This window comes from Nocardia amikacinitolerans NBRC 108937, assembly GCF_001612615.1.
Lineage (GTDB): Bacteria > Actinomycetota > Actinomycetes > Mycobacteriales > Mycobacteriaceae > Nocardia > Nocardia amikacinitolerans.
In genome coordinates, this window is sequence record NZ_BDAU01000014.1 from 87,427 (window position 1) to 110,167 (window position 22,741).

Here is a 22,741-nt window from a genome sequence, read left to right on the forward strand (position 1 = left end):
TACGCCCGAGCGATGCTGCTGCACTGCGCACTGCCGAGGGAGCGGCACGCCCGAAGGCCCCCGACAGACCACGCATGGCCGAACGGAGGCCCCGAGCGCGCCGCCCCCGACGGACGACGTGCGGCCCGAATGCGTCGGTACGCATTGCCGGTGGTGCCGGTGCACTGCTCCGACGACACGTACATTGAATGAGCGAAGCTCGAAAGACGTTGCGGGACCGACGTTTCGCAGCGGTCAGCCGAAGGAGACGGTATGTACGTGGTGACCGGAGCGACCGGGAACATCGGCGCGGAACTCGTGCGCGCGCTCGCCGAGGACGGGCAGCGGGTGCGCGCGGTGGTGCGTGATCCGGCGCGGGCGTCGCTGCCGGACGGCGTCGAGGCGGTCACCGGCGACCTGAACCGACCCGAGACCCTGGCCGAGGCGCTGGACGGCGCGCAGGGCATGTATCTGATGCCGGGCTATGAGAACCTCGAGGAGCTGCTCGCGCTGGCGGGCAAGGCCGGGCTGGCGCGGGTGGTGCTGCTCTCCGGCGGGTCGGCGGCGCTGGCGGATATGGGCAACGCGGTCTCCCGGTACATGACGCTCTCCGAACAGGCCGTGCGCGAATCCGGTCTGCCGTGGACCTTCCTGCGTCCGCGCTCGTTCATGTCCAACGCGCTGCGCTGGCTGCCGCAGCTTGCCGCGGGTGACGTGGTGCGCGCCCAGTTCTCGGGGGTACGGGTCGCGGCCGTCGACCCCGCCGATATCGCCGCGGTGGCGGCGCGGGCGCTGACCGGCGGCGATCTCGACGGCCGGATTCTCGATCTCACCGGTCCGGCGGCGCTGCTGCCCGCCGAGCAGGTCGCGGTGCTCGCCGAGGTCCTCGACCGGCCGCTCGTGTGCCACGAACTCACCGACGACGAGACCCGTGCCGAACTCGCGGCCACCATGCCCCGCGCCTACGCCGAGGCGTTCACCAGCTTCTTCATCGACGGCACGCTTGACGAATCCGAGGTCCACCCGACCGTGCGCGAGGTGACCGGCCGCGCGCCGCGTACCTTCCGCCAATGGGCCGAGGCGCACGCCGACGCTTTCCGTACCGAGTCGGCCTGACCATCCACACGCCGAGCTGGGCTCGCTGCGAAGTGGCAACCCCCCAGCGATTGGGGCGTCGGACTCGGCAGCGACCTCAGCCGCGCTCCCTCGGAACCGGCTGGCCCCACCTCACGAGCGTGCTACCTCATCGGCGGCACTGACTGCGGCCCTTGCGAATTGGTCGATCACGAGTCGGGGGTGCCGCTTACGAGTATCTCCGCCAGCCCTCGATCACATTCGGTGAATCAGCAACGCAAGCGTCGGCTCCCGCAGCCGCGCGTGTTGCGCCCCACGCGAATTGGGTCGGCCGCAAACCTCAGCCCGCGGCGGCAACCTCGGCCGCACTCCTCGCGAACTCGGCGAGCCCGTCGCGCGGAACCACCCGCGCGGTGAAATCCAGTGCGCGCCGGGCACGTTCGGGATCGGCGACGAAATGGCGCACGTCGCCGATCCGGTACTGGCCGGTCACGATCGGCGACGGCCCGCCGCGAGCCTTGGCCATGATCGACGCAACCTCCCACAGCGTGATCGGATGGCCGGAGGCGATGTTGAGCGGAACGAAGCCGGGCAGTTGACGCTCCACCGCGGCGCGTGTCGCGGCGGCGGCATCGCGGACGTGCACGAAATCCCGCACCTGACCGCCGTCCTCGAACACCCGCGGCGCCTGGCCCGCGAGCAGTTCCTCGCGGAACCGGGTCGCCATACCCGAACGGGCGCCGTCGCCGTACACGTTGTGATAGCGCAGCGCGGTCACCGACGCCCCGGTGGTCAACCCCCAGGCGAGCGCGTACTGCTCCTGAGCCGCCTTGCTCGCGGCGTAGAAGCCGCGCGGCCGCAGCGGCGCGTCCTCGGCGACCGGCTCCCAGGTGAGCACCTCGCCGGTGCGCGGTGCGCGGTGGTCGAACATGCCGCGGTCGAGATCGGCGCGCGAGCGCAGGCCGGGGAAGAACTGCCCGCCGCGCACGCTGCGGTAGCGGCCTTCGCCGTACACGGTGATGGATGAGGCGAGCACCAGGCGACGAACTCCGGCCTGACTCATCGCCGCGAGCAGGACCGCGGTGCCGTGGTCGTTGTGCGCGGCGAACGCGGCGATGCCGGATTCCGATTCGGTGCTCGGCGCGGTGACGGCCGCGAGATGACAGACCACCTCGACGCCGTGCAGCAGCGGCGCGAGCGCGTCGACGTCCCTGACGTCCACCCTGGCGACGCCCTCGGGCGGCTCGGCGTCGGGCCCGTGCACGTCGGCGAGCATCAGGTCGAGCGCGATCACCTCGTGCCCGGCGGCCGTGAGCGCGCCACGCACATGTGATCCGAGGAATCCGGCGGCCCCGGTGAGCAGTACCTTCATCGCAGCCACACCCCGCCGCCCACGGCCGATACCGGACCGATGGCGGCACGAACGTCGCACCGTCGCATGCGGTTTACGGTAGTTCGAAAGGCAGCGCCACGCCGGTATGGACACGGCACCGATCGCAGGTGTCGGTTCCGTCGACCGCCGCGATCGAGGCGCGGATGAGCTCCTTGAACGGGGCCAGGTTGCGCTTGAACTCGGCGAAGACGTCGACGGCGTGCACACCGTCGCCCTCCTCCAGGCCCGCGTCCAGGTCGGTGACCAAAGCGACTGCGGCGTAGCACATCTCCAGCTCGCGGGCGAGCACGGCCTCCGGGTGACCGGTCATGTTCACCAGGTCCCAGCCCTGCCCCGCGAACCAGCGGCTCTCGGCGCGGGTGGAGAAGCGCGGGCCCTGCACGACAACCATGGTGCCGCCCGCCTTCAGCGGCAGCGCCTCGACCTCGGACTTCACCACGGCGCCGCGCAGTTCCTCGCAGTACGGATCGGCGAACGAGACGTGCACGCCGCCGCCGTCGAAGTAGGTCTGCGGACGACCGGAGGTACGGTCCACCAGCTGGTCCGGCACCGCGACGGTGCCAGGCCCCCAGTCGGCGCGCAGGCTGCCCACCGCGCACGGCGCCAGGATCCGCCGCACGCCGAGCGAGCGCAGCGCCCACATGTTGGCCTGGTAGGGCAGGGTGTGCGGCGCGTATTCGTGCTGTTTGCCGTGCCGGGGCACGAACGCCACCGGCCGTCCCTCGACCTCGCCCACCGCGATCGGCGCGCTCGGCTTGCCGTACGGGGTGTCGACCTCGACCTGGGTGGCGTCGTTGTCGAAGAAATCGTAGAAACCACTGCCGCCGATGACGGCGAGGGCGGGCCGGGGAAGCGAACTCATGGGCCCGATTCTCCCGTCCACCCCGGCTTCCCACGCAACCGGTACCGGCCTTGCCGCCGATGCGTGACGCAGGCCACCGAGCCGGGTCGGCAATGATAGGACGATTCATGGATCGAGCGGGAGGTAAGTGTGTCGCGCACCGGCGTGTGGCTGACCGTGGCGAGCGGTCTGGCATTCGCCAGTTCCGGACCGCTCGCGAAATCCGTGCTCGCCGCCGACTGGTCGCCAGGCGCGGTGCTCGCCGTGCGGCTGACCGGCGCCGCGGCGATCATGCTCGTGCTGGCCGGAATCGCCGAACCCGACGGGCTGCGAAGCAGCGTGCGTCACCTACGGACCATCGGCGCGTACGGCGTGATCGCGGTGGCGGGCGTGCAGGCGACGTTCTTCCTTTCGCTGGAATACCTGCAGGTCGGGGTCTCGCTGATGATCCAGTTCCTGGCTCCGATCGTGGTCATCGGCTGGGGCTGGGCGGTGCGCGGGCGACGGCCGTCGAACGCCACCCTGCTCGGCGCGGTCGTCGCGCTCGTCGGCGCCGCGCTGGTGATCGACGTCTTCGGCGCGGGCGGGCTGAGCCTGCCCGGCTTGTGCTGGGCGGCGCTGTCGATGCTGTGCAACGCGGCGTTCTTCCTGCTCTCCGCGCGCACGTCGGACAGCCTGCGCCCGGTGGTGTTGCTCGGCGCCGGACTCACCGTGGCCGCGCTGACCAGCTGGACTCTCGGCGCGCTCACCGTGCTGCCGATCCACTTCGGCGGCGCCACCGCGAACATGGCCGAGCGCCACCTGCCCGTCTGGCTGGCTCTCGCCCTGCTGATCCTGCTCAGCACGGTCGTGGCCTACCTCTGCAGCGTGGCGGGCGCGGCGCGGATCGGGGCGACGCTGATGTCGCTGATTCTGCTCAGCGAGGTGCTGTTCGCCGTCGCGCTCTCCTGGCTGCTGCTCGGCGAGGCGGTCGCGCCGATCCAGGCGCTCGGCGCGCTGCTCGTAATAGGCGGAATCGCGCTGGCCAGGTACGGTGCCGATCAGCGAGCGGCGCGGCGCGAAGAACCCGCGCCAAGCCGCGCGCGGACCTGACAACACGCCGGAACGGATGTACCCTAGGGGGGTATAAAATCGGACTTTCCGGCAGGCAGCAAGGAGACAGCGGTGACCACCCCGGACGCGAGCACCACCAAGGACCAGCCGGGCCACGACCACTCGGCACACGGCTACATCACCGCCAAGGACGACTACCTCAAGCGCCTGCGCCGCATCGAGGGTCAGGCGCGCGGGTTGCAGCGGATGGTCGAAGAGGAGAAATACTGCATCGACATCCTCACCCAGGTGTCCGCGATGACGAAGGCGCTGCAGGCCGTCGCGATGGGTCTGTTGGAGGACCACATCAGCCACTGCGTGGTGGACGCCGCGGTGGCGGGCGGCCCCGAGGCCGACGCCAAGATCAAGGAGGCCACCGACGCGATCGCGCGTCTGGTGCGCTCCTGATCGTTCACCCGTGGCGTCGCCGGTAGGCCGCGGCCGCGCCGGGGTGCAGCGGAATGGGGCCGGTGCCGATCAACGAACGCGCGTCCAGGAACTGGGTGCCCGCGGCCTCGGCCGGGACAAGCGCGTCCGGGTGCCCGGCAAGCAGATCGACGATCGCGGCGGCGGCCTCGTCCGGCAGCGTTGGCGCGGCGAGTAGCAGGTTCGCCACGCCGATGGTGGTGATCGCGGAGCCGCCCGGGTAGGCGTCGCGCGGAATCTCGACGCGGTCGTAGATGTGCCCGTAGCGCTGGCGCAGCGGCGCGGCAAGTTCACCGAGATCCACCAGGCGCATCCGCAGCGGCACCTCCAGCGCCGCGGTCGGGACCCCGCCGGCCCACAGCAGCGCGTCGACGGCGCCGGCGCGCAGGGCCGCCGCGGCATCGCGCAGCGGGCGGTGTTCCACGATGACGTCGGTCGCCGGATCCAGTCCGGCCGCGAGCAGTATCCGCTCCCCCGTCAGCGCCGCGCCGGAACCGTCGGCGCCGAGATTCACACGCTTGCCGCGCAATTCGATCACCCGATGAACGGTGCTGTCGGCCCGCACGGCCAGCTGTAGATAGTTCTCGTAGACCCGGCCGAGCGCGAGCACGCCGCCCGGCGCGTCCCTGCTCGAATCCGCGAGCGCCAGACCGGCCTGCGCGTCTCCCCTGGCCAGCATGGCGAGGTTGTCCTGGGAGCCCGAGGTGGCGACCGGCTCGATCCGTACCGTTCCCGTCCGAGCGGCCGCGGCGGCCAGTAGACGCGCGAACGCGTGATAGAAGCCGCCGACCTCGCCGGAGGCCAATCGAACCACCGGTTCGTCCCCGCTCCCGCAGCCCGCGACACCCGCGACGCCGAGCGCTGCGAGCGCCAGAAACGCGCGCCGGTCGAGCCGCGCCGTCACGACGCCACCACCGCGGGCAGACGGACCGCGACCGCGAGCCCGTGCGGCGACACCTCGGTGACCGACAGCGAACCGCCGCGCGCCTGGGCGAGGGCGGCGGCGATCGGCAGACCGAGACCGGAGCCCCCCGGCTCCGCGGCGGAACCGCGGAAGAACCGCGTGGTGAGCTTGTGGATCTCGTCGGCGGGCACGCCGCGGCCGTCGTCGCGGACCGTCACCGTGACCCAGTCCGGCTCGATCCCCACCGACACGACGACGTGCGCCTCACTGCCCGCGTAGCGATTCGAATTGCTCAGCGGCACATCGAGAATCTGCGCGAGCACATCCGCCGAGACGGCGACCTCGGCGGGCAACCCCGGCTGCTCCGCCACCAGCGACTGCCCGGACGCGGCGAACGCGGAATGCCAGGCGTCGATCCGGTCGGCCACGACTTGCCCTGCGTCGCAACGGTGTTCCTCGGTGCCCGCCGCGGTGGCGAACCCGTCCGGCGTCTCCGCGACGGCCAGCGTGAGCAGTCCGTCGAGCAGCGTGGTGAGCCGATCCACTTCCGCGCTCGCGCCGCGGAAGGTGTCGGCCGCGCTCTCCGGTATCGCGTACTCGAGCGAGTCCAGTCGAATGGTGAGCGCGGCCAACGGATTGCGCATCGCGTGCGCGGTGTCGGCGACCAGTTGCCGCTGCGCCTCCGTGGAATCGGCGACCGCGAGCGCCATGGCGTCGAAAGACTCGGCGACGGCACGCATTTCGGGTGGTCCACCGTAGCGCCGCGCGATCGACGGCGGCGGCGCGTCGTCGGAAGTCTGCGGCGCGGGCCGCGGCTTCGGCAGCGTCGCGGTCAATTCGGCGACGGCGCGAGACAGGGCCGCGAGCGGCCGCAACACCCAGCGGCTCAGCGTCAGCGCGAGCATCGTGAACAGCACCATGGCCACGGCGCCGCCGAGACCGATGATCAGCCAGGCGCGGGTGATGTCGCCGCGCGCCTGCGCGGTGGACGCCTCGATCACGACGGCCCCGTTGACCTGCACGCCGGTCCCGACCGGCCGCGCGACGAGCATCATCGCATCGCTCCACGGCATCAGCCGGTCGATCGGGTGCGGTCGCTGATTGCGCCGCGCGTCGGCGACCGCCGCGACCACGGCCGGGTCGATGATGTCGACACCCGCGTTGACCGCGGTCGCACCGCGCGCGTCGACCACGAGCACGTTCTCGCCGTACAACTCGTGGTACCGCGCGACCTCCTCGGCCAGCGCGGCGTCGTTACCTTCCACGGCGACGGCGTCGGCGAGGGTGGCGAACCGATCCGCGTCACCGGAACGACCGAGCACCAGCTCCTGGGTCCGGCTGGTGGCGTAGGTCAACGACAGCGGTACCGCGAACGCGAGGACCGCGATCGCCGCGAACACCGTCAGTGCGGCAAGCAGTCTGCGCCGCATGGCCTTCCGTCCTTCACGCTCACTGTCCCCACCGGTACCCATAGCCGCGGATCGTGGTGATCAGCCCCGGCCGGTTCAGCTTGGCGCGCAGACCGGTCATGTGCACGTCGAGCGAACGCGACACCGCGACGAACGCGTCGCCCCAGATCCGATCCATCAGCTGCTGGCGGCTCACCGCCGCGCCCGGCCGTTCCACCAGCGCCTCGACCAGCTCGAATTCCTTCTGCGTCAACGCGACCGGCGCACCGCCGACCTCGACGATCCGGGCCGCGAGATCGACTCGCACATCACCGGTGACGACCTCGGTGCGCTCGGACTGCGACACCGCGGCCGCCCGACGCAGCACCGTCTCCAGCCGCGCCATCAGCTCCGCGATCCGCGGCGGCTTCACCAGATAATCGTCGGCGCCGCCGCGCAATCCGCGCACGATGGAGCGTTCGTCGCTGCGGGCGGTCAGGATCAGCACGGGCACCGTGCTCACCTCGCGCAGCTGCCGCAGCACCTGCAGACCGTCGCCGTCGGGCAGTCCGAGATCGAGGATGACAGCCTCGTAGCGGCGGTGATCGAGCAGCAACTCGCTGCCGCGCCGCTTGCGCTCGGCGGAATAACCGCGGGCATTGAGCGCCTCGACGAGCGCGTCGCCCACGCCGTCGTCATCTTCGACCACCGCAAGCCGCACGCGCCGATCCTGCCACATGGGCGGGATCGGCGCGGAAGCGAGCCGCTCAGCCACGCACGGCGGCCATCGGACGGTCGTCATCGGCATCGGCGCCCGCCGCGGCGACGCGCGCCTTGTCGTCGGCGTCGATGGTGGACTCCTTCGAGGTCTCCCGCATGAACCAGTAGGTGATCAGCGAGATCGCGATGCACCCGGCCACGTAGTAGAAGTACACCGACTCCGCGCCCGCCTTCTTCAGCGCGAGGGCGATCATCTCCGCGGTGCCGCCGAAGATCGCGACGGTCAGCGCGTAGGGCAGGCCGACGCCGAGCGCGCGGATCTTGGTCGGGAACAGTTCGGCCTTCACGATGGCGTTGATCGAGGTGTAGCCGGTGATGACCACCAGGGCCAGCATCATCAGGCCGAACGCGGCGAACGGGTTGGACGTATGCGCGAGCAGGGTCATGATCGGCACGGTCAGCAGCGCGCCGCTCACACCGAAGAAGATCAGCAGCTTGCGGCGTCCGATCTTGTCGGACAACCCGCCCGCCAGCGGCTGCAGCACCACGAACACCAGCAGCGCGACGAAGTTGATCCAGGCCACCGTGCCCTTGGAGATGCCGGAGGTGTTGATCATGAACTTCTGCATGTAGGTGGTGTAGGTGTAGAACGCCACCGTGCCGCCGAGGGTCAGGCCGACCACGAGCAGGCATTCCCGCGGGTATTGCAGCAGCACCTTCAGCGAACCGCGCGAGGACCCAGTCGCCTCCTTCGCACCCGAGGCCTCCGCCTCGAACGACGCGGACTCGTCCATTCCGCGCCGCAGCACCATCACGACGAGCGCACCGCACGCACCGATCGCGAACGGGATGCGCCAACCCCAGGAATGCATCTGGGCGGAGGTGAGCACCTGCAGCAGCACGATCTGCACGCCGAGCGCGGTGAGCTGACCGGCAACCAGCGTCACGTACTGGAAGCTCGAGTAGAACCCGCGGCGACCGGCCGACGCGACCTCGGAAAGGTAGGTCGCGCTGGTGGCGTACTCACCGCCGACCGACAGGCCCTGCAGCAGTCGCGCGAGCAGCAGCAGCACCGGCGCTGCGATGCCGATGGTCTGGTAACCCGGTGTGAGCGCGATGAGCAGCGAACCGGCCGCCATCACCGTCACCGACAGGGTCAGCGCGGCGCGCCTGCCGAACCGGTCCGCGTAGCGGCCGAGCGCCCAGCCGCCGAGCGGGCGCATCAGGAACCCGACCGCGAACACCGCCGCGGTGGACAGCAGCTGCGCGGTCGAATCCCCTTCGGGGAAGAACGTTTTCGCGAAGTAGACGCTGAACGCCGCGTAGACGTACCAGTCGTACCACTCCACCAGATTGCCGATCGATCCGCGCAGCACGTTCGCGACAACGCGGCGCTCACTCGTGGGCTGTGTCGTAGTCACCGAATCTCCTCCTTCGACGCATCTTCGCGTCAGCTGGAAGAGAGTGTGTCGGCAGTCACAAGCGGTTCGGAAGCGTGCGGCGGGTTTTCTAACCGTTCCTTAGGACGATGCCCGCCGCACGCTTCGCGCAGGTCAGGCGCGCAGCAGGGGTGCCAGCGACCGCAGCGAGGCGAGGTAGTCGGGGCCGAGCGCCTGCAGTGCGACGTGGTCGGCGCCCGCGTCGAGATGGGCCAAGAGCTGCTCGGCCACCCGCTCCGCCGAGCCGTGCACCGCGAGCTGATCGATCAGACGGTCGCTGCCCGGGGTGGCGACATCGTCCTCGTCGAAGCCGAGCCTGCGCAGGTTGGCTACGTAGTTGCCCAACCCGAGATACATCGGCACGATCGTGCGACCGACCTCGCGCGCCCGCTCGGGATCCTCCTCGACGACGAGCTTCTGCTCGACGGCGAGCAGCGTGCCCTCGCCGAGAATCGCCCTGGCACGGCGTGAATGCTCGGGGGTGACCAGATACGGAAGGGCGCCCGCGGTCCTGTCCCGTGCGAGCTCCAGCACCCGCGGACCCAACGCGGCAAGCGCCAGCCGCTCCTTCGGCACGCCGGCCGCGTCGAGTTCGTCGAGGTACTCGACGAGCGCGTCGTAGGGCTTCTGGTACGTGCCGTTGAACTCCGGGTGCCCGGCGCCGACGCCGAGCAGGAAGCGGCCGGGGAAGTTCTCCTCGATGCGGTGGTACGACTCCGCGACCGTCTTCGCCGGAGCCGTCCAGATGTTCACGATGCTGGTGGCCACCGTGAGGGTTTCCGTCGCGGCGAGCAGCGATTCCACCACGGGCAGTTCCGCGGGCGGGGACCCGCCGAGCCACACCGTGCCGTAGCCGAGCTGCTCCAGCTCGCTCGCGTCGTCCGGAGTCACCCCCTGGTAGCCGCGCCATACACCGAAACGTCCGAGAGCGTCGATTGTCATGTGGGGAAGGAACAGTCGTTGTTGCCGTTCCTATTCCGTCGGCGAAAAGTATTAGCACTCTCCTTCCGAGAGTGCTAACTTTGATGGTGCACAGCTTCCGGCGCCCGCCGCCGTGGTGGCGCCGACGTCAGCGAAACGGAGGTGATTGCTGTGCTGCGGTTCGATCCATTCCATGACATCGACACCGTTGCTCGCCAGTTGCTCGGCGAGAACGTCGGGTCGACACGCGCGCCGCGCTTCATGCCGATGGATCTGTTCAGAGCGGGCGACCACTACGTGCTCAACGCCGATCTGCCCGGTGTGGATCCCGGCTCGGTCGATGTGAGCGTGGACAACGGCACCCTGACCCTGCGCGCCCAGCGCAGCGTGCCGAGCGAGGAAGGCGTCCAGTGGATCGCCTCCGAGCGCTTCGCGGGCACCTACATGCGCCAGCTCTCCCTCGGCGACAACGTCGACACCGACAAGATCAGCGCGACCTACAACAACGGTGTCCTGTCGGTGACCATCCCGATCGCCGAACGGGCCAAGCCGCGCCGCATCGAGATCGCGGGCCACTCCGAGCAGAAGACCATCGAAGCGGGCAGCGGCAACTGAACCATTCCGGTACCGCGGTTCGCTGAGGCCTGCCGCGGTGCCGGTCCCCTATCCCTCTCCTCCGCAGCAGCCTCGGTTCGGCACGGTGCGCATCTCCCTGGTCTCGGCATTGCGCGCGGCCAAGTCCGCGTCGGCCGGGTAGTCCACCGCGACCAGGCTCAGGCCGTGGGCGGGGGCGACGGTCACCGCGCTGGAGCGCTCGGTCTCGTTCAGGAGGCCGGCGACCCACTCCGGCGTCCGCCTGCCCTCGCCGACGGCGAGCACCGCGCCGACCAGGCTGCGCACCATGGACCAGCAGAACGCGTCCGCGCTGACATACGCGGTGAGCAGATCCCCCTCGCGCTCCCAATCGAAGCGCTGCAATTCGCGAACCGTGGTCGCACCGTCCCTGCGGCGGCAGAACGCCGCGAAATCGTGCAGCCCCAACAGGTTTCCAGAAGCCGCGCGCATGGCCGCCAGATCCGCACCTGGGCGGCACGGCACAACGCTGCGGGCGGTCAGCGGCTCGGCGCCGTACGGCGCGGTGGTGAGCCGGTACACGTAGTGGCGGCGAATCGCCGAAAAGCGCGCGTCGAATTCCGGCGGCGCGAGCCGAGCGGCTTTGATGCGCACGTCCTTCGGGAGGAAGCGGGCCATGCGGTGCACGAGCTTGTCGCCGTCGAACTCGGCGGTGGTGTCGAAGTGCGCGACCTGCCCCTCCGCGTGCACTCCGGCGTCCGTGCGGCCTGCGACGGTCAGCTGGATCGGCTCGCGGAACACCTTGCTCAGCGACTCCTCCAGCACGCCTTGCACGGTGCGCAGGCCGGGCTGGCGGGCCCAGCCGATGAAATCCGTTCCGTCGTAGGAGATGTCGAGGCGCACCCGCACCGCGGCCCGGGACTCGGTCGCCGCTGGGGGGGACACTGGAGACGCCGCCGGGGCGGCGGAGTCGGTCTGCGCGTTAGCCGATTCCATCGAATCCTCCACTGTCACAACAACTTCTCGTCGAGCCGACTCGTGGTGGCCTTCACCGCGCCTGACACGGTGCAGGTCACCTCGAGTCGGGTCGACTCGCGAACCAGCCCGCGGAGTCACGACGGGCGGCAGGCCGGTTCGGCCGATCGACGCGAATGAGCCCGCCACCCACAGGGCGGCGGGCTCATTCGAGAAACCCGACCAGGTCAGGCGTCCGGCTCATCCCCGCATGCGCGGGAACCGAGTCAGGCTTCCTTCTTGTCCTCGTCCGCCTTCTCCTCGGCAGCCGGCGCCTCAGCGGTCTCGGCGACAGTCTCGTCGACGGTCTCCTCGACAGCCTCGGGAGCGGCGGCCTCTTCGGTCTTCTTCGAAGCGGCCACGCGACGGGCACGATCGGCCTCGTTGGTCACGGTCTTCTCCCGGACCAGCTCGATGATCGCCATCGGCGCGTTGTCACCCTTACGCGGCAGCGTCTTGGTGATGCGGGTGTAGCCACCTTCGCGACCCTCGAACGACGGCCCGATCTCCGCGAAGAGCGAGTGCACGACGTCCTTGTTGCGGATCACCTTCAGCACCTCGCGACGGTCGGCGAGGGTGCCGCCCTTCGCCTTGGTGATGAGCTTCTCCGCGTAGGGGCGCACGGCCTTGGCCTTGGCCTCGGTGGTGGTGATCCGGCCGTGCTCGAAGAGCGCCGTGGCCAGATTGGCGAAGATCGCCTTCTGGTGCGACGCCGACCCGCCGAAGCGGGCACCCTTCTTGGGCTTAGGCATTGTTGATTCTCCTTGTATGCGGCCGGGCCGGGGCGCCTACCCCAGCGGCCTAGAGCTGTTCGGTCTCGGCGTAGTCCTGCTCGCCGCCATCGGTGTCACTGAACGTGCCGCTGTCGCTCCACGTGCCGGTGCTCGCGTCGTAACCCACCACGGAGGACGGGTCGAACGACGCCGGGCTGTCCTTCAGCGAGAGGCCGAGCGCGTGCAGCTTGACCTTCACCTCGTCGATGGACTTCTGGCCGAAGTTGCGGATGTCCAGCAGATCCGACTCGGTGCGGGCGACCAGCTCGCCCACCGTGTGCACACCCTCGCGCTTGAGGCAGTTGTAGGACCGGACGGTGAGGTCCAGGTCCTCGATCGGCAGACCGAACGAGGCGATGTGATCCGCCTCGGCCGGCGAGGGGCCGATCTCGATGCCTTCTGCTTCGACATTCAGCTCGCGAGCCAGGCCGAACAGCTCGACCAGGGTCTTGCCCGCCGAGGCGAGCGCGTCCCGCGCGCTGATGGAGTTCTTGGTCTCCACGTCCAGGATGAGCCGGTCGAAGTCGGTGCGCTGCTCGACACGGGTGGCCTCGACCTTGTAGGTCACCTTGAGCACCGGAGAGTAGATCGAATCCACCGGGATCCGGCCGATTTCCGCACCGGACGCCTTGTTCTGCACAGCGGGGACGTAACCGCGACCGCGCTCGACGACGAGCTCGATCTCGAGCTTGCCCTTGTCGTTCAGGGTGGCGATGTGCATGTCCGGGTTGTGCACGACGACGCCGGCGGGCGGCACGATGTCACCGGCGGTGACGGTGCCGGGGCCCTGCTTGCGCACGTACATCGTCACCGGCTCGTCCTCCTCCGAGGACACGACCAGACCCTTGAGGTTCAGGATGATGTCGGTGACATCTTCCTTCACGCCGGGGACGGTGGTGAACTCGTGCAGAACGCCGTCGATGCGGATGCTCGTGACCGCGGCCCCCGGAATCGAGGACAGCAGGGTACGCCGCAGCGAGTTGCCGAGGGTGTAACCGAAGCCCGGCTCGAGTGGTTCGATGGTGAACTTCGAGCGGTTCTCGGCGACGACCTCTTCGGTCAGGGTCGGACGCTGGGAAATCAGCATGAGGATCATCCTCCTTTTAGGGCGCCCGCTATTTGACGCCTCGTTTTAAGGGGTTGTGCGGCGGGGGCCGGAGCCTCCGCCGCACCAGCGGCATTCGCTGATTACTTCGAGTAGTACTCGACGATCAGCTGTTCCTGCAGCGGCACATCGATCTGGGCGCGCTCCGGCTCCTGGTGGACCAGGATCCGCAGACGGCCCGGGATCACCTGCAGCCAGCCCGGAACCGGGCGATCGCCGAGGGTCTCCCGCGCGACCTGGAAAGGCAGGGTCGGCAGCGACTTTTCCTTGACATCGATGATGTCGTACTGGCTCACCTTGTAGCTGGGCACGTCGACCTTGACGCCGTTGACCAGGAAGTGGCCGTGGCTGACGAGCTGACGAGCCTGGCGACGGGTGCGCGCCAGACCGGCGCGGTACACGACGTTGTCGAGACGGGTCTCGAGCAGACGAAGCAGGTTGTCACCGGTCTTGCCCTTGAGGCGGTTGGCCTCTTCGTAGTACCGGCGGAACTGCTTCTCCATGACGCCGTAGGAGAAGCGAGCCTTCTGCTTCTCCTGCAGCTGGAGCAGGTATTCGCTCTCCTTGATCCGCGCGCGGCCGTGCTGGCCGGGCGGGTAAGGGCGACGCTCGAACGCCTGATCGCCGCCGACGAGGTCGACGCGCAGACGACGCGACTTGCGGGTGATGGGTCCGGTGTAACGGGCCATTTCGCTCTACCTTCCTTTCCCGCTAGACGCGACGCCGCTTGGGCGGACGGCAGCCGTTGTGCGGCTGCGGGGTGACATCGGAGATCGTGCCCACCTCGAGGCCTGCGGCCTGCAGCGAGCGGATCGCGGTCTCACGGCCCGAACCGGGGCCCTTGACGAACACGTCGACCTTCTTGACGCCGTGCTCCTGCGCCTTGCGGGCAGCGTTCTCGGCGGCCAGCTGCGCGGCGAACGGGGTCGACTTGCGCGAACCCTTGAAGCCGACGTGACCCGACGACGCCCAGGAGATGACGTTGCCGTTCGGGTCGGTGATGGACACGATCGTGTTGTTGAACGTGCTCTTGATGTGCGCGTTGCCGTGCGGGACGTTCTTCTTGTCCCTGCGGCGCGACTTCTGGGTCTTCTTGGGGCCGGAGGCCCTGCTCTTAGGAGGCATCCGTATCCCTTACTTCTTCTTGCCTGCGACGGTGCGCTTCGGGCCCTTGCGGGTGCGCGCGTTGGTCTTGGTCCGCTGGCCACGCACGGGCAGGCCACGACGGTGACGCAGGCCCTGGTAGCAGCCGATCTCGATCTTGCGGCGGATGTCGGCCTGCACCTCACGGCGCAGGTCACCCTCGACCTTGAACTCCGAGGCCTCGATGTAGTCGCGGAGCTTGGTCAGGTCGTCGTCGCTGAGGTCCTTCGAACGCAGGTCAGGGCTGACGCCGGTGGCCTCGAGGATCTCCTTGGAGCGGGTACGGCCGATGCCGAAAATGTAGGTCAGCGCGATCTCCATGCGCTTTTCGCGCGGGAGGTCGACGCCCATGAGACGTGCCATGTGGCAGTTTCCTTAATCGTTGCGGAGGTCTGCTCCCTGTCCGTTCCCCCGTCTTGTTTGGGGCACCGGCCTCCGTACCGGTGGTTGGCTCGCACGCCCCGTTCCCTCTCGCGAGGGCCCGAATTTCCACAGCGTGCGGCTGGAGCTGGGAGTTCTTCGCTGTGCCAATCCGAACTGCGTTCGGTGCTTGGCGGTGAAACCTCGATCAGCCCTGGCGCTGCTTGTGGCGCAGGTTGTCGCAGATCACCATGACCCGGCCGTGGCGGCGGATCACCTTGCACTTCTCGCAGATCTTCTTGACGCTCGGCTGAACCTTCACGTCCGTCCAATCTCGTTGCGGTTCACACGGGTGTGAACACAGTTTTTCCCCAGCCTGGCGACTGGGGAAGTCTTCGTTGTGCCGTCCTCGCGGACGGTGGTTCCATCGGTTGGTCCGCGCCTTGCGCAACCCACCCGTTGGGGGTCCGGGGGCGAAGCCCGCCGGGCGGGGTGTGGGGGTTGCACCCCCACAGAACACCAAGTGGATCGACTCAGGCGAGCGCATTTCGCGAGCATGGCTCGCCCACTCGATTCACTTGTAGCGGTAAACGATTCGCCCGCGGGACAGGTCGTAGGGCGAGAGCTCGACGACCACCCGGTCCTCGGGAAGGATGCGAATGTAGTGCTGCCGCATCTTTCCGCTGATGTGCGCGAGAACCTTGTGCCCGTTCTCGAGCTCGATCCGGAACATCGCATTGGGCAGCGGCTCGACAACTCGACCCTCGACCTCGATGGCCCCGTCCTTCTTCGCCATGTCCTCCGCGATCCCGGTTCGTTGGTCGGCATTGCCGATCGAACCTGGTGTGATTGCCTGGTCTCTGCTTGTATGTACCGGTCGGCGTAAAACCGCACCGGCGGCATGCAAACAGGCGGCGCATAGGTGCACCGCCGCTCCAGCTTACCGGGAGGCATCCGATCCGGCAAAAACACCTCGCCGTGCAGTCCCCGGCGTGGCCGCTCCCTGCCCCGCGTCGAGCGACGCCGGTCACGTAAACTGACCGAGTCCAGGAAACGGTCGAGCAGACTTAGGGGGATGCCGTGAGCCAGCGTACCGGGCGTGCCGCAGGCGCCGCGCCCCTCGGCCACGGCGGGGCCGAGCGCGAGCGCAGCGGGCGAGCCATCTCGGGCACGATGGAGCCGAGCGACAGTGAGGCGATGCGGTGAGTCGCAACAACGACGGCCTGCCGATGCTGCCGCCGTGGCTGTCCGACAGCGAGGTCAACGGCGGCTACGAGGCACCGGTACAGAATCTTCCGCACGACGACACCATCGACGACGCACTCGACCGCAAACGCACCCGCCGCAAATCGCAGGCGCCGGAGGGCAGGCACGACACGAGCCAGGGCGCCGGCCGCAAGGACAAGAAGCGCAGGTGGCTCGGCCGCGACAAGGACGAGCCGGTCGAGGAACAGCCCGCCCAGCCGCAGCCCCGCGCGGACTCGTGGGGTGTGCCGCAGTCCGGTGACGCCTGGTCGTCCGCTCCCGAGGCCGAGAGTCGCCCCGGACAGCAGCAGAGCACGCACGGCCAAGGTGACCGCAACGGTTCCTGGGGGCCCACCGGTCAGCAGCCGATGGAAGGGCGCGGGCAGGGTCCGCAGGGCGGCGGCTACGTGCCCCAGCAGCCGATCGGTGATTCCGGCCGCCAGCCGATGGGCGGGCCCGGTGAAGCGCATCCGGATCAATTCGGCGGACCGGGTCGGACCCCGCCGCAGTTCGGGGGCCAGCCGGGCCACGAGTCGGTCGGCGATGCCGGGCGGTGGAGTGGCGGCACGGGGCAGACGCCTCCAGGGGGATTCGGTGGGCCCGGTCAGGTGTCCCCGCAGTTCGGCGGACCCGGTCGCGACCCACAACCGCACGGCGGCCCCGAGCAGACGTATCGGCCGCCGACCGGCGGGCCTGAATTCCAGCAGCCGGTCGGGCCGGGACAGTCGCCGATCGGCGGCCGCGATCAGCTGCCGCCGCAGCAACACGGTGGGCCCGGGCAGATCCACGGCGCGTCCGCGTACGCGCCGGGTTCGACGGGCGTGCCGGGTTCGACGGGCGTGCCAGGACAGCAACAACCGACCGGCCACGGGCAGCAGCCGCCGATGGACGGATCGGGCCCGGCCGCGCAACGTCCGGACGCCGGGCCCGAGTCCGCCCCGCGGAGCCACTCCGGTCTGCCCACCCGTCAGCCGAGCCAGCCGTCCGCGGCGTTCCAGCCCCTCGGTCAGCGCACGCCCGCGCCGACCACACCGCCGCCCGCACCCGAACCACCGCCGTCGAACGAGGCGACAACGCGCTACCAGCGCCAACTGCCCGACCTGCCGCCACCGCCGAGCGAGGTCCGGCCGACCCCGGCCACCGAGGAAAGCTCCGTTCCGCGAGCCCGAGACGACTTCGCTCCGCAAACGGCCGCGGACCAGTTCTCGCCCCAGGGCCACGGCTCCGCTCACGTAGGCGAGGGCCAGGGCGTCACTCCGACTGCCGAACGTCGCACTGCCGCGGAGGCGGGCCAGAGCCACGGCACCGCTCCGTCGGCCGCGGATCACGCTGCGCCGCAAGGGCACAGCTTCAGCCCGTCGATTGCGGATCCCACTCCCGCTCGAGCGGGCGACGGAGCCGTCTCCACTCCGCCGGTCGAGAGTCGTACCCCAGCGCAAGCGGGCGAGGGCCACGGCCCCGCTCCGATGACCGCGGATCACACTGCGCAAGCAGGCCAGGACCACGGCTCGACTCCGTCGGCCCCGAGCCGCACTCCCGCGCAGGCCAGCGAGCACCACGGCTTCACTCCGACGACCCCGGATCACACCGCCGCGCAGACGGGCCAGGGGCACGGCTCCACCCCGACCACCGCAGGCCACACTCCCGCGCAAGCAGGCCAGGGCCACAGCTCCACCCCGACCACCACAGGCCACACTCCCGCGCAAGCAGGCCAGGGCCACAGCTCCACCCCGACCACCACAGGCCACACTCCCACGCAGGCGAGCGAGGGGCACGGCTCCACCCCGACGACCGCGACGCACACTGCCGAAGAAACCACCTCGACCGCGTCGGACGCGGATCGGGCGGCGGCCGGATTCGACAGTGCCCCACCGTGGCTCGCGGGCCCGAGCGCGGGTTCGGCGGCTGCGACGACGGGCTCGGCGTCGACCGCGCGGCCCGTGGAGGAAGGCCGTTCGCCGCATACGCAGGAGGGGTCGACGCCATCGAGCGATGCCCCGCCGTCTTGGCTCGGCGGCCCCGAACAGCGTCAGCCGAGCACGCGCCCCGAGCTGCCGCCGCCCCCGACGGCGTCGGCCGAACAGCCTGGAGTCCAAGCCACTTCGTCGGCCGAACAGCCCGGGGTTCAGACTTCGTCGGCCGCACGGCAGACACCGGCGCCCTCGTCCGAAACCGGTCGACCGACCGAGCACTCCCCTGCCACGCACGCTGAGGTCCCCGGCGGCACGTCAGCCACGATCGATCCCGCGACCGGTGTCGAGCGTCCCGCGCCTCGACCGACCGGCGACGAAACGGCTTTCGACGCGACGAGAGGTCCGTCCACCCGCCAGGCCGATCGGACCGAGGGCGAAATTCCGCAGGGCCCCGCCGATTCCACGTATGGTCCGGCAACCGTTGGACGAGGCCAGGGTGGCGAGTTCACGCGCAACCCCGCCACGGGCACGGCCGAGGACGCCGAGTCCGCGGGCGGCAGGCATCGACTGCCCGCCGAACCCGATACGGGTGAGCGGCAGTGGGGCGCACCGGGTCCGGCGCAGGGCGGACATCGGGCTCCGGTCAGCGATCAACCGGCCCCCGGCCAGGTGCGCCGCGATCCCGGCGTGTTCGCGCAGCAGAGCGGCCAGGCGCCGGGCGGCGAAATGCCTTGGGCCCAGTCCGGATACGGTCCGCAGGCGCCGAATCCGCAGGACGGTCCCGCGCCGCACGGCTATGCCGACCAGCGCCAGGGCGGATTCGCACCGGCTCCCGGTCCCGACGCCTACCACATTCCCGGCGATCGGCGGCCAGGCGAGCCGGGATATCCGCCATCACCCGGTCCGGCAACGGTCGATCCCGCAAACAACGCGCCAGGCTTCGTCCCTCCGCCAGCCGAACAGCAACCACCCGCCCCTCCGGCGTGGAACCAGGCCGCGCAACCTCCCGCGCCCCAGCAGGGTCCCGCTGCCGAGAGCTGGGGGCAGCCGCACCGGCCGGCCGCCGGGAGCTGGGGCCACCAGCCACACGGCGGTCCGCACCAGCACGGCCAGCCGTCGCTGGACGATGTGCCGTTGCGCCGCGCCAAGAAAGCACCGGGCAGCGGGTGGCGGAAAGCCGTGCACCACATGTCCGGTGGCGCGATCAACCCCGGCATGTCCGCCGAGGAACTGCGACTCCAGGAACTGGTGGCGCGGATCAGGCAGCCGGTCCGCGGCGATTACCGCATCGCGGTGCTCTCGCTGAAGGGCGGCGTCGGCAAGACGACGACCACCATGGGCCTCGGGTCCATCTTCGCCTCCATCCGCGGCGACCGGGTGATCGCCGTCGACGCCAACCCCGACTTCGGCACGCTCTCCCAGCGGGTTCCGTTGCAGACCAGGTCGACGGTGCGCGACCTGCTGCTCGATCCGTCGATCGAGCGCTATTCGGACGTGCGCAGGCACACCTCGCAGGCCACCAGCCGATTGGAAGTGCTTGCCAGCGAACGAGATCCGGCGGCGTCGGAGGCGTTCAACGACGAGGAGTACCGGGCGGTCGCCCGAATCCTGCAGCGCTACTACAACATCATCCTCACCGACTGCGGCACCGGACTGATGCACTCGGCGATGGCGGGCGTGCTCGACCTGGCGCACTCACTGGTGCTGATCTCCTCGGCGGCGATCGACGGCGCGCGCAGCGCCGCGGCGACGCTGGACTGGCTCTCCTTGCACGGTCACGATCACCTGGTGCGCAACGCCGTCGTGGTGATCAACCTGCCGCGCGAGGGTTCGCCGAACGTGGGCGTGCAGCAGCTGCGCGAGTACTTCCTGTCGCGTTGCCGCGCGGTGCACATCATCCCGTACGACTCGCACCTCTCGGAGGGCGCCGAGATCGACCTGCACCGGCTCAGCAAGCAGGCCAAGCGCGCCTACGTGGAACTGGCCGCGACCGTCGCCGACGAGTTCGGCGTCGACCATCGCCGCTTCCACACCTGAGCACCGAGCGCACCTAAGACCTGAGCTCACCTAAGACCTGAGCTCACCTAAGACCTGGGTCCACCGAACACCGGGGTCACCACTCCGGGTCACCGAAGACCGGGGTCACTGAAACCCTGGTACACCGATGACCTGCGTTCGACGAAGACCCAGGTCGGACGAAGACCTGGGCTCGACGACTACCGCAGCGCGACAACCGTTGCGCACCGAGAAGGTTCGCCGGTCGGGTGCCGAGGAGGGGGTACGACACCCGACCGAACGAACCACCTCACCACTCGGGCAAGCGCCTCCGACCCGCGAGCACGTCGCGGATCAGGTCGTCGTAGGCGTCCGCCAATTCGGCGAGGTGGTGCCAGGCGCAGTGCAGTAGCTCGTCGTGCGCGTCGAGAGTCATGAGCGCGTGGTGTGCACGCACCGAGGACTCCGCGAGCCGATCGATCACCGCGCCTACGGTTTCCGTGTGCAAAGTGGCGCCGAGCCGATGCTGGGGCACGCTGCGCGTCACCCAGTCATCGATGGCAAGCACCAATTCGCTTCGGCGCCGTTCGTTTTCGAGAATATGCGTCGGATCGGTGCTGACCGAGCCGCCGCGGCCGACCAGCCGCCGCTCGTGCAGCACTGCCAAATCACGAGCGAACCAGAGCAATGGGCCACCTACGACCCGATGCCCTCGACACGCCCGAACAAGTAGATCCGAAGTGGGCAGTAGCCCGGTAGTCACGGACTGCACTGCCGTATCGACACACCGGGGTGCGTCGGGAACTGCCATCACAACCGTTGATGAATCCGAACCTGCCACGTTGCCTCGCCGTTCATCGCCGCACAACACCGGATCAGGACGTTCATTACAATAAACCTCTGAAGGCACCTGTCAAGCGTTACCCGCCCGTAGGAATCCACGAAGAGTACACTTCGTTACCTGCACGACCAACCGAGGAGCAAGATGGCGGACGGTCCGACGTATCACCGGATCGCAGACCTCCTCCGCGAGGAGATCCGCTCAGGCAAATGGAATCCGGGCGATCGACTTCCGAGTCACACCGAGCTGGCCGAGCAGATGCAGGTCTCGATCACCACGGCTCGCAATGCCGTTCAGGTTCTCGTCGCCGAAAATCTCGTCTATACAGCTACTTCCCGCGGGACGATCGTTCGAAACCAGGAAGTGCTCGAGTCGGTGATGACCGACCACATCCGTCCGGACCGCCCCAAGACACCGCACGACATCTTCGAGGAGATCGCCCGCCGCGCGGACCGGGTGCCCTCCAAGGAGTTCAGCGCGCGGATGGAGCCCGCGACGGCGCAGGTCGCGCTGTGGCTCGGCGTTCCGGAGGACTCGTGGGTGCTCGCGCGCACCGTCGTGCAGTACCTGGACAACGAGCCGTGGTCGTGGGAGGTCAGCTTCTACCCCCGAGACCTGGCCGAGGCCACCGGAATCGACTCGCCGCACGACATCCCCGAGGGCACCACCCGGAGGATGGCCGACCGCGGGCATCCCGAGACCGCCCACCGCGACACGCTCGTCGCGCGGCCCGCCAGCGCGGAGGAGGCGATCGTGCTCGGCGTCGCGACCGGAACGATCCTGCTCGATCATCTGCGCATCGGCGCGGATCGCACCCGGGTGACCAGGGCGACGCGGCAACGTTCCATCGCCACGCGCAACCGTTTGGCCTACGAACTCGGCGACGCCGAGGGAACCGCCGTCATCCGGCAAACTTTGGGCGATTCGTACAGGCCAGGTATCTCTTTGCTATGACTACCGTTTTCCGCCAGGCCGACCTCGGTGATCTCGGCATGATCTGCCGCCTGCGCGTCCAGCGCACCGCCTGGCTCACCGCCCGCGGTTCCGACCAGTGGACGATCGCCGGTCGCGGACTGCCCATCGAGATCTTCGCCCGCGGGGTCGGCCGTTCGCTGGACGCGGGCGAGACCTGGATCGCCGAGGTCGACGGCGAACCGGCGGCAACCATCACCGTCAACGACCGCGCCGACCCCGGCCTGTGGTCGCAGTGGGAGCTCGCCGACGCGGTCGTCGTCCACTTCATGATCGTCGACCTGCGCTTCGCCGGGCAACGTCTCGGCCACCGCCTGCTCGCGCATGCCGGGCAGCTGGCCAGGGAACGCGACCGCGACTGGGTCCGCCTCGACGCCTGGACGACCAACGCGGACCTGCACGACTACTACCGCAGAGCGGGCTTTCATCTGGCGCGCATCGCGGGACCGATCGCACGCGGCCCCTCCCGGGCGCTGTTCGAACGACGCACCGACAGCTGGGATTTCGAGCAGACGCTCGCCGTCTCGGCGACAGGGCTGCCGTCGGCGGCGCCCATCCTTGACCCGCCGACGGACACTATCCTCGCCGCCGAGCCGCAGCCGAACTAACATCGGCAGCGCCGGAGAGAGT

At 69.4% G+C, this 22,741-nt stretch carries 24 protein-coding genes; 8 read left to right on the plus strand and 16 right to left on the minus strand.

Annotated features, from left to right (window positions below; translation table 11 throughout):
- Positions 1 to 252: 252 nt before the first annotated feature.
- The gene (locus NAM01S_RS14255) at positions 253 to 1,095 is read left to right on the plus strand and encodes an NAD(P)H-binding protein (RefSeq protein ID WP_067785026.1); all 843 of its coding nucleotides are present in this window, start codon (positions 253 to 255) and stop codon (positions 1,093 to 1,095) included.
- A 298-nt stretch (positions 1,096 to 1,393) separates the two neighbouring features.
- Here the strand turns inward: NAM01S_RS14255 and NAM01S_RS14260 are convergent, their stop codons facing one another.
- Together NAM01S_RS14260 and NAM01S_RS14265 are read right to left on the minus strand one after the other, a co-directional pair.
- Positions 1,394 to 2,425, minus strand: a complete 1,032-nt coding sequence (locus NAM01S_RS14260) for an NAD-dependent epimerase/dehydratase family protein (RefSeq protein ID WP_067785029.1) — start codon at positions 2,423 to 2,425, stop codon at positions 1,394 to 1,396.
- Between the two features lie 73 nt (positions 2,426 to 2,498).
- Positions 2,499 to 3,308, minus strand: coding sequence for an S-methyl-5'-thioadenosine phosphorylase (locus tag NAM01S_RS14265; protein ID WP_067785033.1), 810 nt, complete (start codon positions 3,306 to 3,308; stop codon positions 2,499 to 2,501).
- Between the two features lie 129 nt (positions 3,309 to 3,437).
- Here NAM01S_RS14265 and NAM01S_RS14270 point away from each other — a divergent pair, with 129 nt between their 5' ends.
- The gene (locus tag NAM01S_RS14270) at positions 3,438 to 4,379 is read left to right on the plus strand and encodes an EamA family transporter (protein ID WP_067785036.1); all 942 of its coding nucleotides are present in this window, start codon (positions 3,438 to 3,440) and stop codon (positions 4,377 to 4,379) included.
- Between the two features lie 72 nt (positions 4,380 to 4,451).
- Positions 4,452 to 4,787, plus strand: coding sequence for a metal-sensitive transcriptional regulator (locus NAM01S_RS14275; protein WP_067785038.1), 336 nt, complete (start codon positions 4,452 to 4,454; stop codon positions 4,785 to 4,787).
- A 4-nt stretch (positions 4,788 to 4,791) separates the two neighbouring features.
- Here NAM01S_RS14275 and NAM01S_RS14280 read toward each other — a convergent pair whose 3' ends face one another.
- The 5 genes from NAM01S_RS14280 to NAM01S_RS14300 form a co-directional block, all read right to left on the minus strand.
- The gene (locus NAM01S_RS14280; protein ID WP_067785046.1) at positions 4,792 to 5,709 is read right to left on the minus strand and encodes a TAXI family TRAP transporter solute-binding subunit; all 918 of its coding nucleotides are present in this window, start codon (positions 5,707 to 5,709) and stop codon (positions 4,792 to 4,794) included.
- Positions 5,706 to 7,139: a sensor histidine kinase gene (locus tag NAM01S_RS14285; RefSeq protein ID WP_067785048.1), complete on the minus strand. Its 1,434-nt coding sequence runs from the start codon at positions 7,137 to 7,139 to the stop codon at positions 5,706 to 5,708. The genes NAM01S_RS14280 and NAM01S_RS14285 overlap by 4 nt, the downstream gene beginning before the upstream one ends.
- 19 nt (positions 7,140 to 7,158) lie before the next feature.
- On the minus strand, positions 7,159 to 7,818 hold the full coding sequence (locus NAM01S_RS14290; protein WP_067785158.1) for a response regulator transcription factor: 660 nt from the start codon (positions 7,816 to 7,818) through the stop codon (positions 7,159 to 7,161).
- Between the two features lie 46 nt (positions 7,819 to 7,864).
- Positions 7,865 to 9,238 (minus strand): MFS transporter, encoded by a 1,374-nt coding sequence (locus NAM01S_RS14295; RefSeq protein WP_067785051.1) that lies wholly within the window; start codon positions 9,236 to 9,238, stop codon positions 7,865 to 7,867.
- Between the two features lie 132 nt (positions 9,239 to 9,370).
- Positions 9,371 to 10,198 (minus strand): LLM class F420-dependent oxidoreductase, encoded by an 828-nt coding sequence (locus tag NAM01S_RS14300; RefSeq protein WP_067785053.1) that lies wholly within the window; start codon positions 10,196 to 10,198, stop codon positions 9,371 to 9,373.
- A 150-nt stretch (positions 10,199 to 10,348) separates the two neighbouring features.
- Here NAM01S_RS14300 and NAM01S_RS14305 point away from each other — a divergent pair, with 150 nt between their 5' ends.
- Positions 10,349 to 10,792, plus strand: a complete 444-nt coding sequence (locus NAM01S_RS14305) for an Hsp20/alpha crystallin family protein (RefSeq protein ID WP_067785056.1) — start codon at positions 10,349 to 10,351, stop codon at positions 10,790 to 10,792.
- Positions 10,793 to 10,840: 48 nt separating this feature from the next.
- Here NAM01S_RS14305 and truA read toward each other — a convergent pair whose 3' ends face one another.
- The 8 genes from truA to infA all read right to left on the minus strand — a co-directional run bounded on the left by truA (position 10,841) and on the right by infA (position 15,941).
- The gene (gene truA, locus NAM01S_RS14310; RefSeq protein ID WP_067785160.1) at positions 10,841 to 11,746 is read right to left on the minus strand and encodes a tRNA pseudouridine(38-40) synthase TruA; all 906 of its coding nucleotides are present in this window, start codon (positions 11,744 to 11,746) and stop codon (positions 10,841 to 10,843) included.
- 245 nt (positions 11,747 to 11,991) lie between these two features.
- Complete coding sequence (rplQ, locus tag NAM01S_RS14315) at positions 11,992 to 12,516, minus strand: 50S ribosomal protein L17 (RefSeq protein ID WP_067785058.1); 525 nt, start codon at positions 12,514 to 12,516, stop codon at positions 11,992 to 11,994.
- Positions 12,517 to 12,565: 49 nt separating this feature from the next.
- Positions 12,566 to 13,624: a DNA-directed RNA polymerase subunit alpha gene (locus NAM01S_RS14320; protein ID WP_067785162.1), complete on the minus strand. Its 1,059-nt coding sequence runs from the start codon at positions 13,622 to 13,624 to the stop codon at positions 12,566 to 12,568.
- A 101-nt stretch (positions 13,625 to 13,725) separates the two neighbouring features.
- Positions 13,726 to 14,331 carry a 30S ribosomal protein S4 gene (gene rpsD / locus NAM01S_RS14325; protein WP_067785061.1) on the minus strand — a complete coding sequence of 202 codons (606 nt, stop codon included), beginning with the start codon at positions 14,329 to 14,331 and terminating at the stop codon, positions 13,726 to 13,728.
- A 22-nt stretch (positions 14,332 to 14,353) separates the two neighbouring features.
- Positions 14,354 to 14,767 (minus strand): 30S ribosomal protein S11, encoded by a 414-nt coding sequence (gene rpsK, locus NAM01S_RS14330; protein ID WP_011207365.1) that lies wholly within the window; start codon positions 14,765 to 14,767, stop codon positions 14,354 to 14,356.
- A gap of 9 nt (positions 14,768 to 14,776) precedes the next feature.
- Positions 14,777 to 15,148, minus strand: a complete 372-nt coding sequence (gene rpsM / locus NAM01S_RS14335) for a 30S ribosomal protein S13 (protein WP_039795645.1) — start codon at positions 15,146 to 15,148, stop codon at positions 14,777 to 14,779.
- 205 nt (positions 15,149 to 15,353) lie between these two features.
- Positions 15,354 to 15,467: a 50S ribosomal protein L36 gene (gene rpmJ / locus NAM01S_RS14340; protein WP_011207363.1), complete on the minus strand. Its 114-nt coding sequence runs from the start codon at positions 15,465 to 15,467 to the stop codon at positions 15,354 to 15,356.
- A gap of 252 nt (positions 15,468 to 15,719) precedes the next feature.
- On the minus strand, positions 15,720 to 15,941 hold the full coding sequence (gene infA, locus NAM01S_RS14345) for a translation initiation factor IF-1 (RefSeq protein ID WP_003418601.1): 222 nt from the start codon (positions 15,939 to 15,941) through the stop codon (positions 15,720 to 15,722).
- 284 nt (positions 15,942 to 16,225) lie between these two features.
- Here infA and NAM01S_RS36575 point away from each other — a divergent pair, with 284 nt between their 5' ends.
- Together NAM01S_RS36575 and NAM01S_RS37515 are read left to right on the plus strand one after the other, a co-directional pair.
- A complete protein-coding gene (locus tag NAM01S_RS36575) occupies positions 16,226 to 16,351 on the plus strand; it encodes a hypothetical protein (protein WP_255284310.1) in 126 nt (41 codons plus the stop codon).
- 2,390 nt (positions 16,352 to 18,741) lie between these two features.
- Positions 18,742 to 20,340 carry a MinD/ParA family ATP-binding protein gene (locus NAM01S_RS37515; RefSeq protein WP_443678276.1) on the plus strand — a complete coding sequence of 533 codons (1,599 nt, stop codon included), beginning with the start codon at positions 18,742 to 18,744 and terminating at the stop codon, positions 20,338 to 20,340.
- Between the two features lie 268 nt (positions 20,341 to 20,608).
- On the opposite strand, the gene NAM01S_RS14355 is transcribed toward NAM01S_RS37515, so the two are convergent.
- The gene (locus NAM01S_RS14355; RefSeq protein WP_253798707.1) at positions 20,609 to 20,959 is read right to left on the minus strand and encodes a DUF4254 domain-containing protein; all 351 of its coding nucleotides are present in this window, start codon (positions 20,957 to 20,959) and stop codon (positions 20,609 to 20,611) included.
- 324 nt (positions 20,960 to 21,283) lie between these two features.
- Here NAM01S_RS14355 and NAM01S_RS14360 point away from each other — a divergent pair, with 324 nt between their 5' ends.
- Both NAM01S_RS14360 and NAM01S_RS14365 read left to right on the plus strand, forming a co-directional pair.
- Complete coding sequence (locus NAM01S_RS14360; protein WP_067785067.1) at positions 21,284 to 22,093, plus strand: GntR family transcriptional regulator; 810 nt, start codon at positions 21,284 to 21,286, stop codon at positions 22,091 to 22,093.
- Entirely contained in the window at positions 22,090 to 22,719 is a 630-nt protein-coding gene (locus NAM01S_RS14365; protein ID WP_084482933.1) for a GNAT family N-acetyltransferase, read from the plus strand. The genes NAM01S_RS14360 and NAM01S_RS14365 overlap by 4 nt, the downstream gene beginning before the upstream one ends.
- Positions 22,720 to 22,741 lie beyond the last annotated feature (22 nt).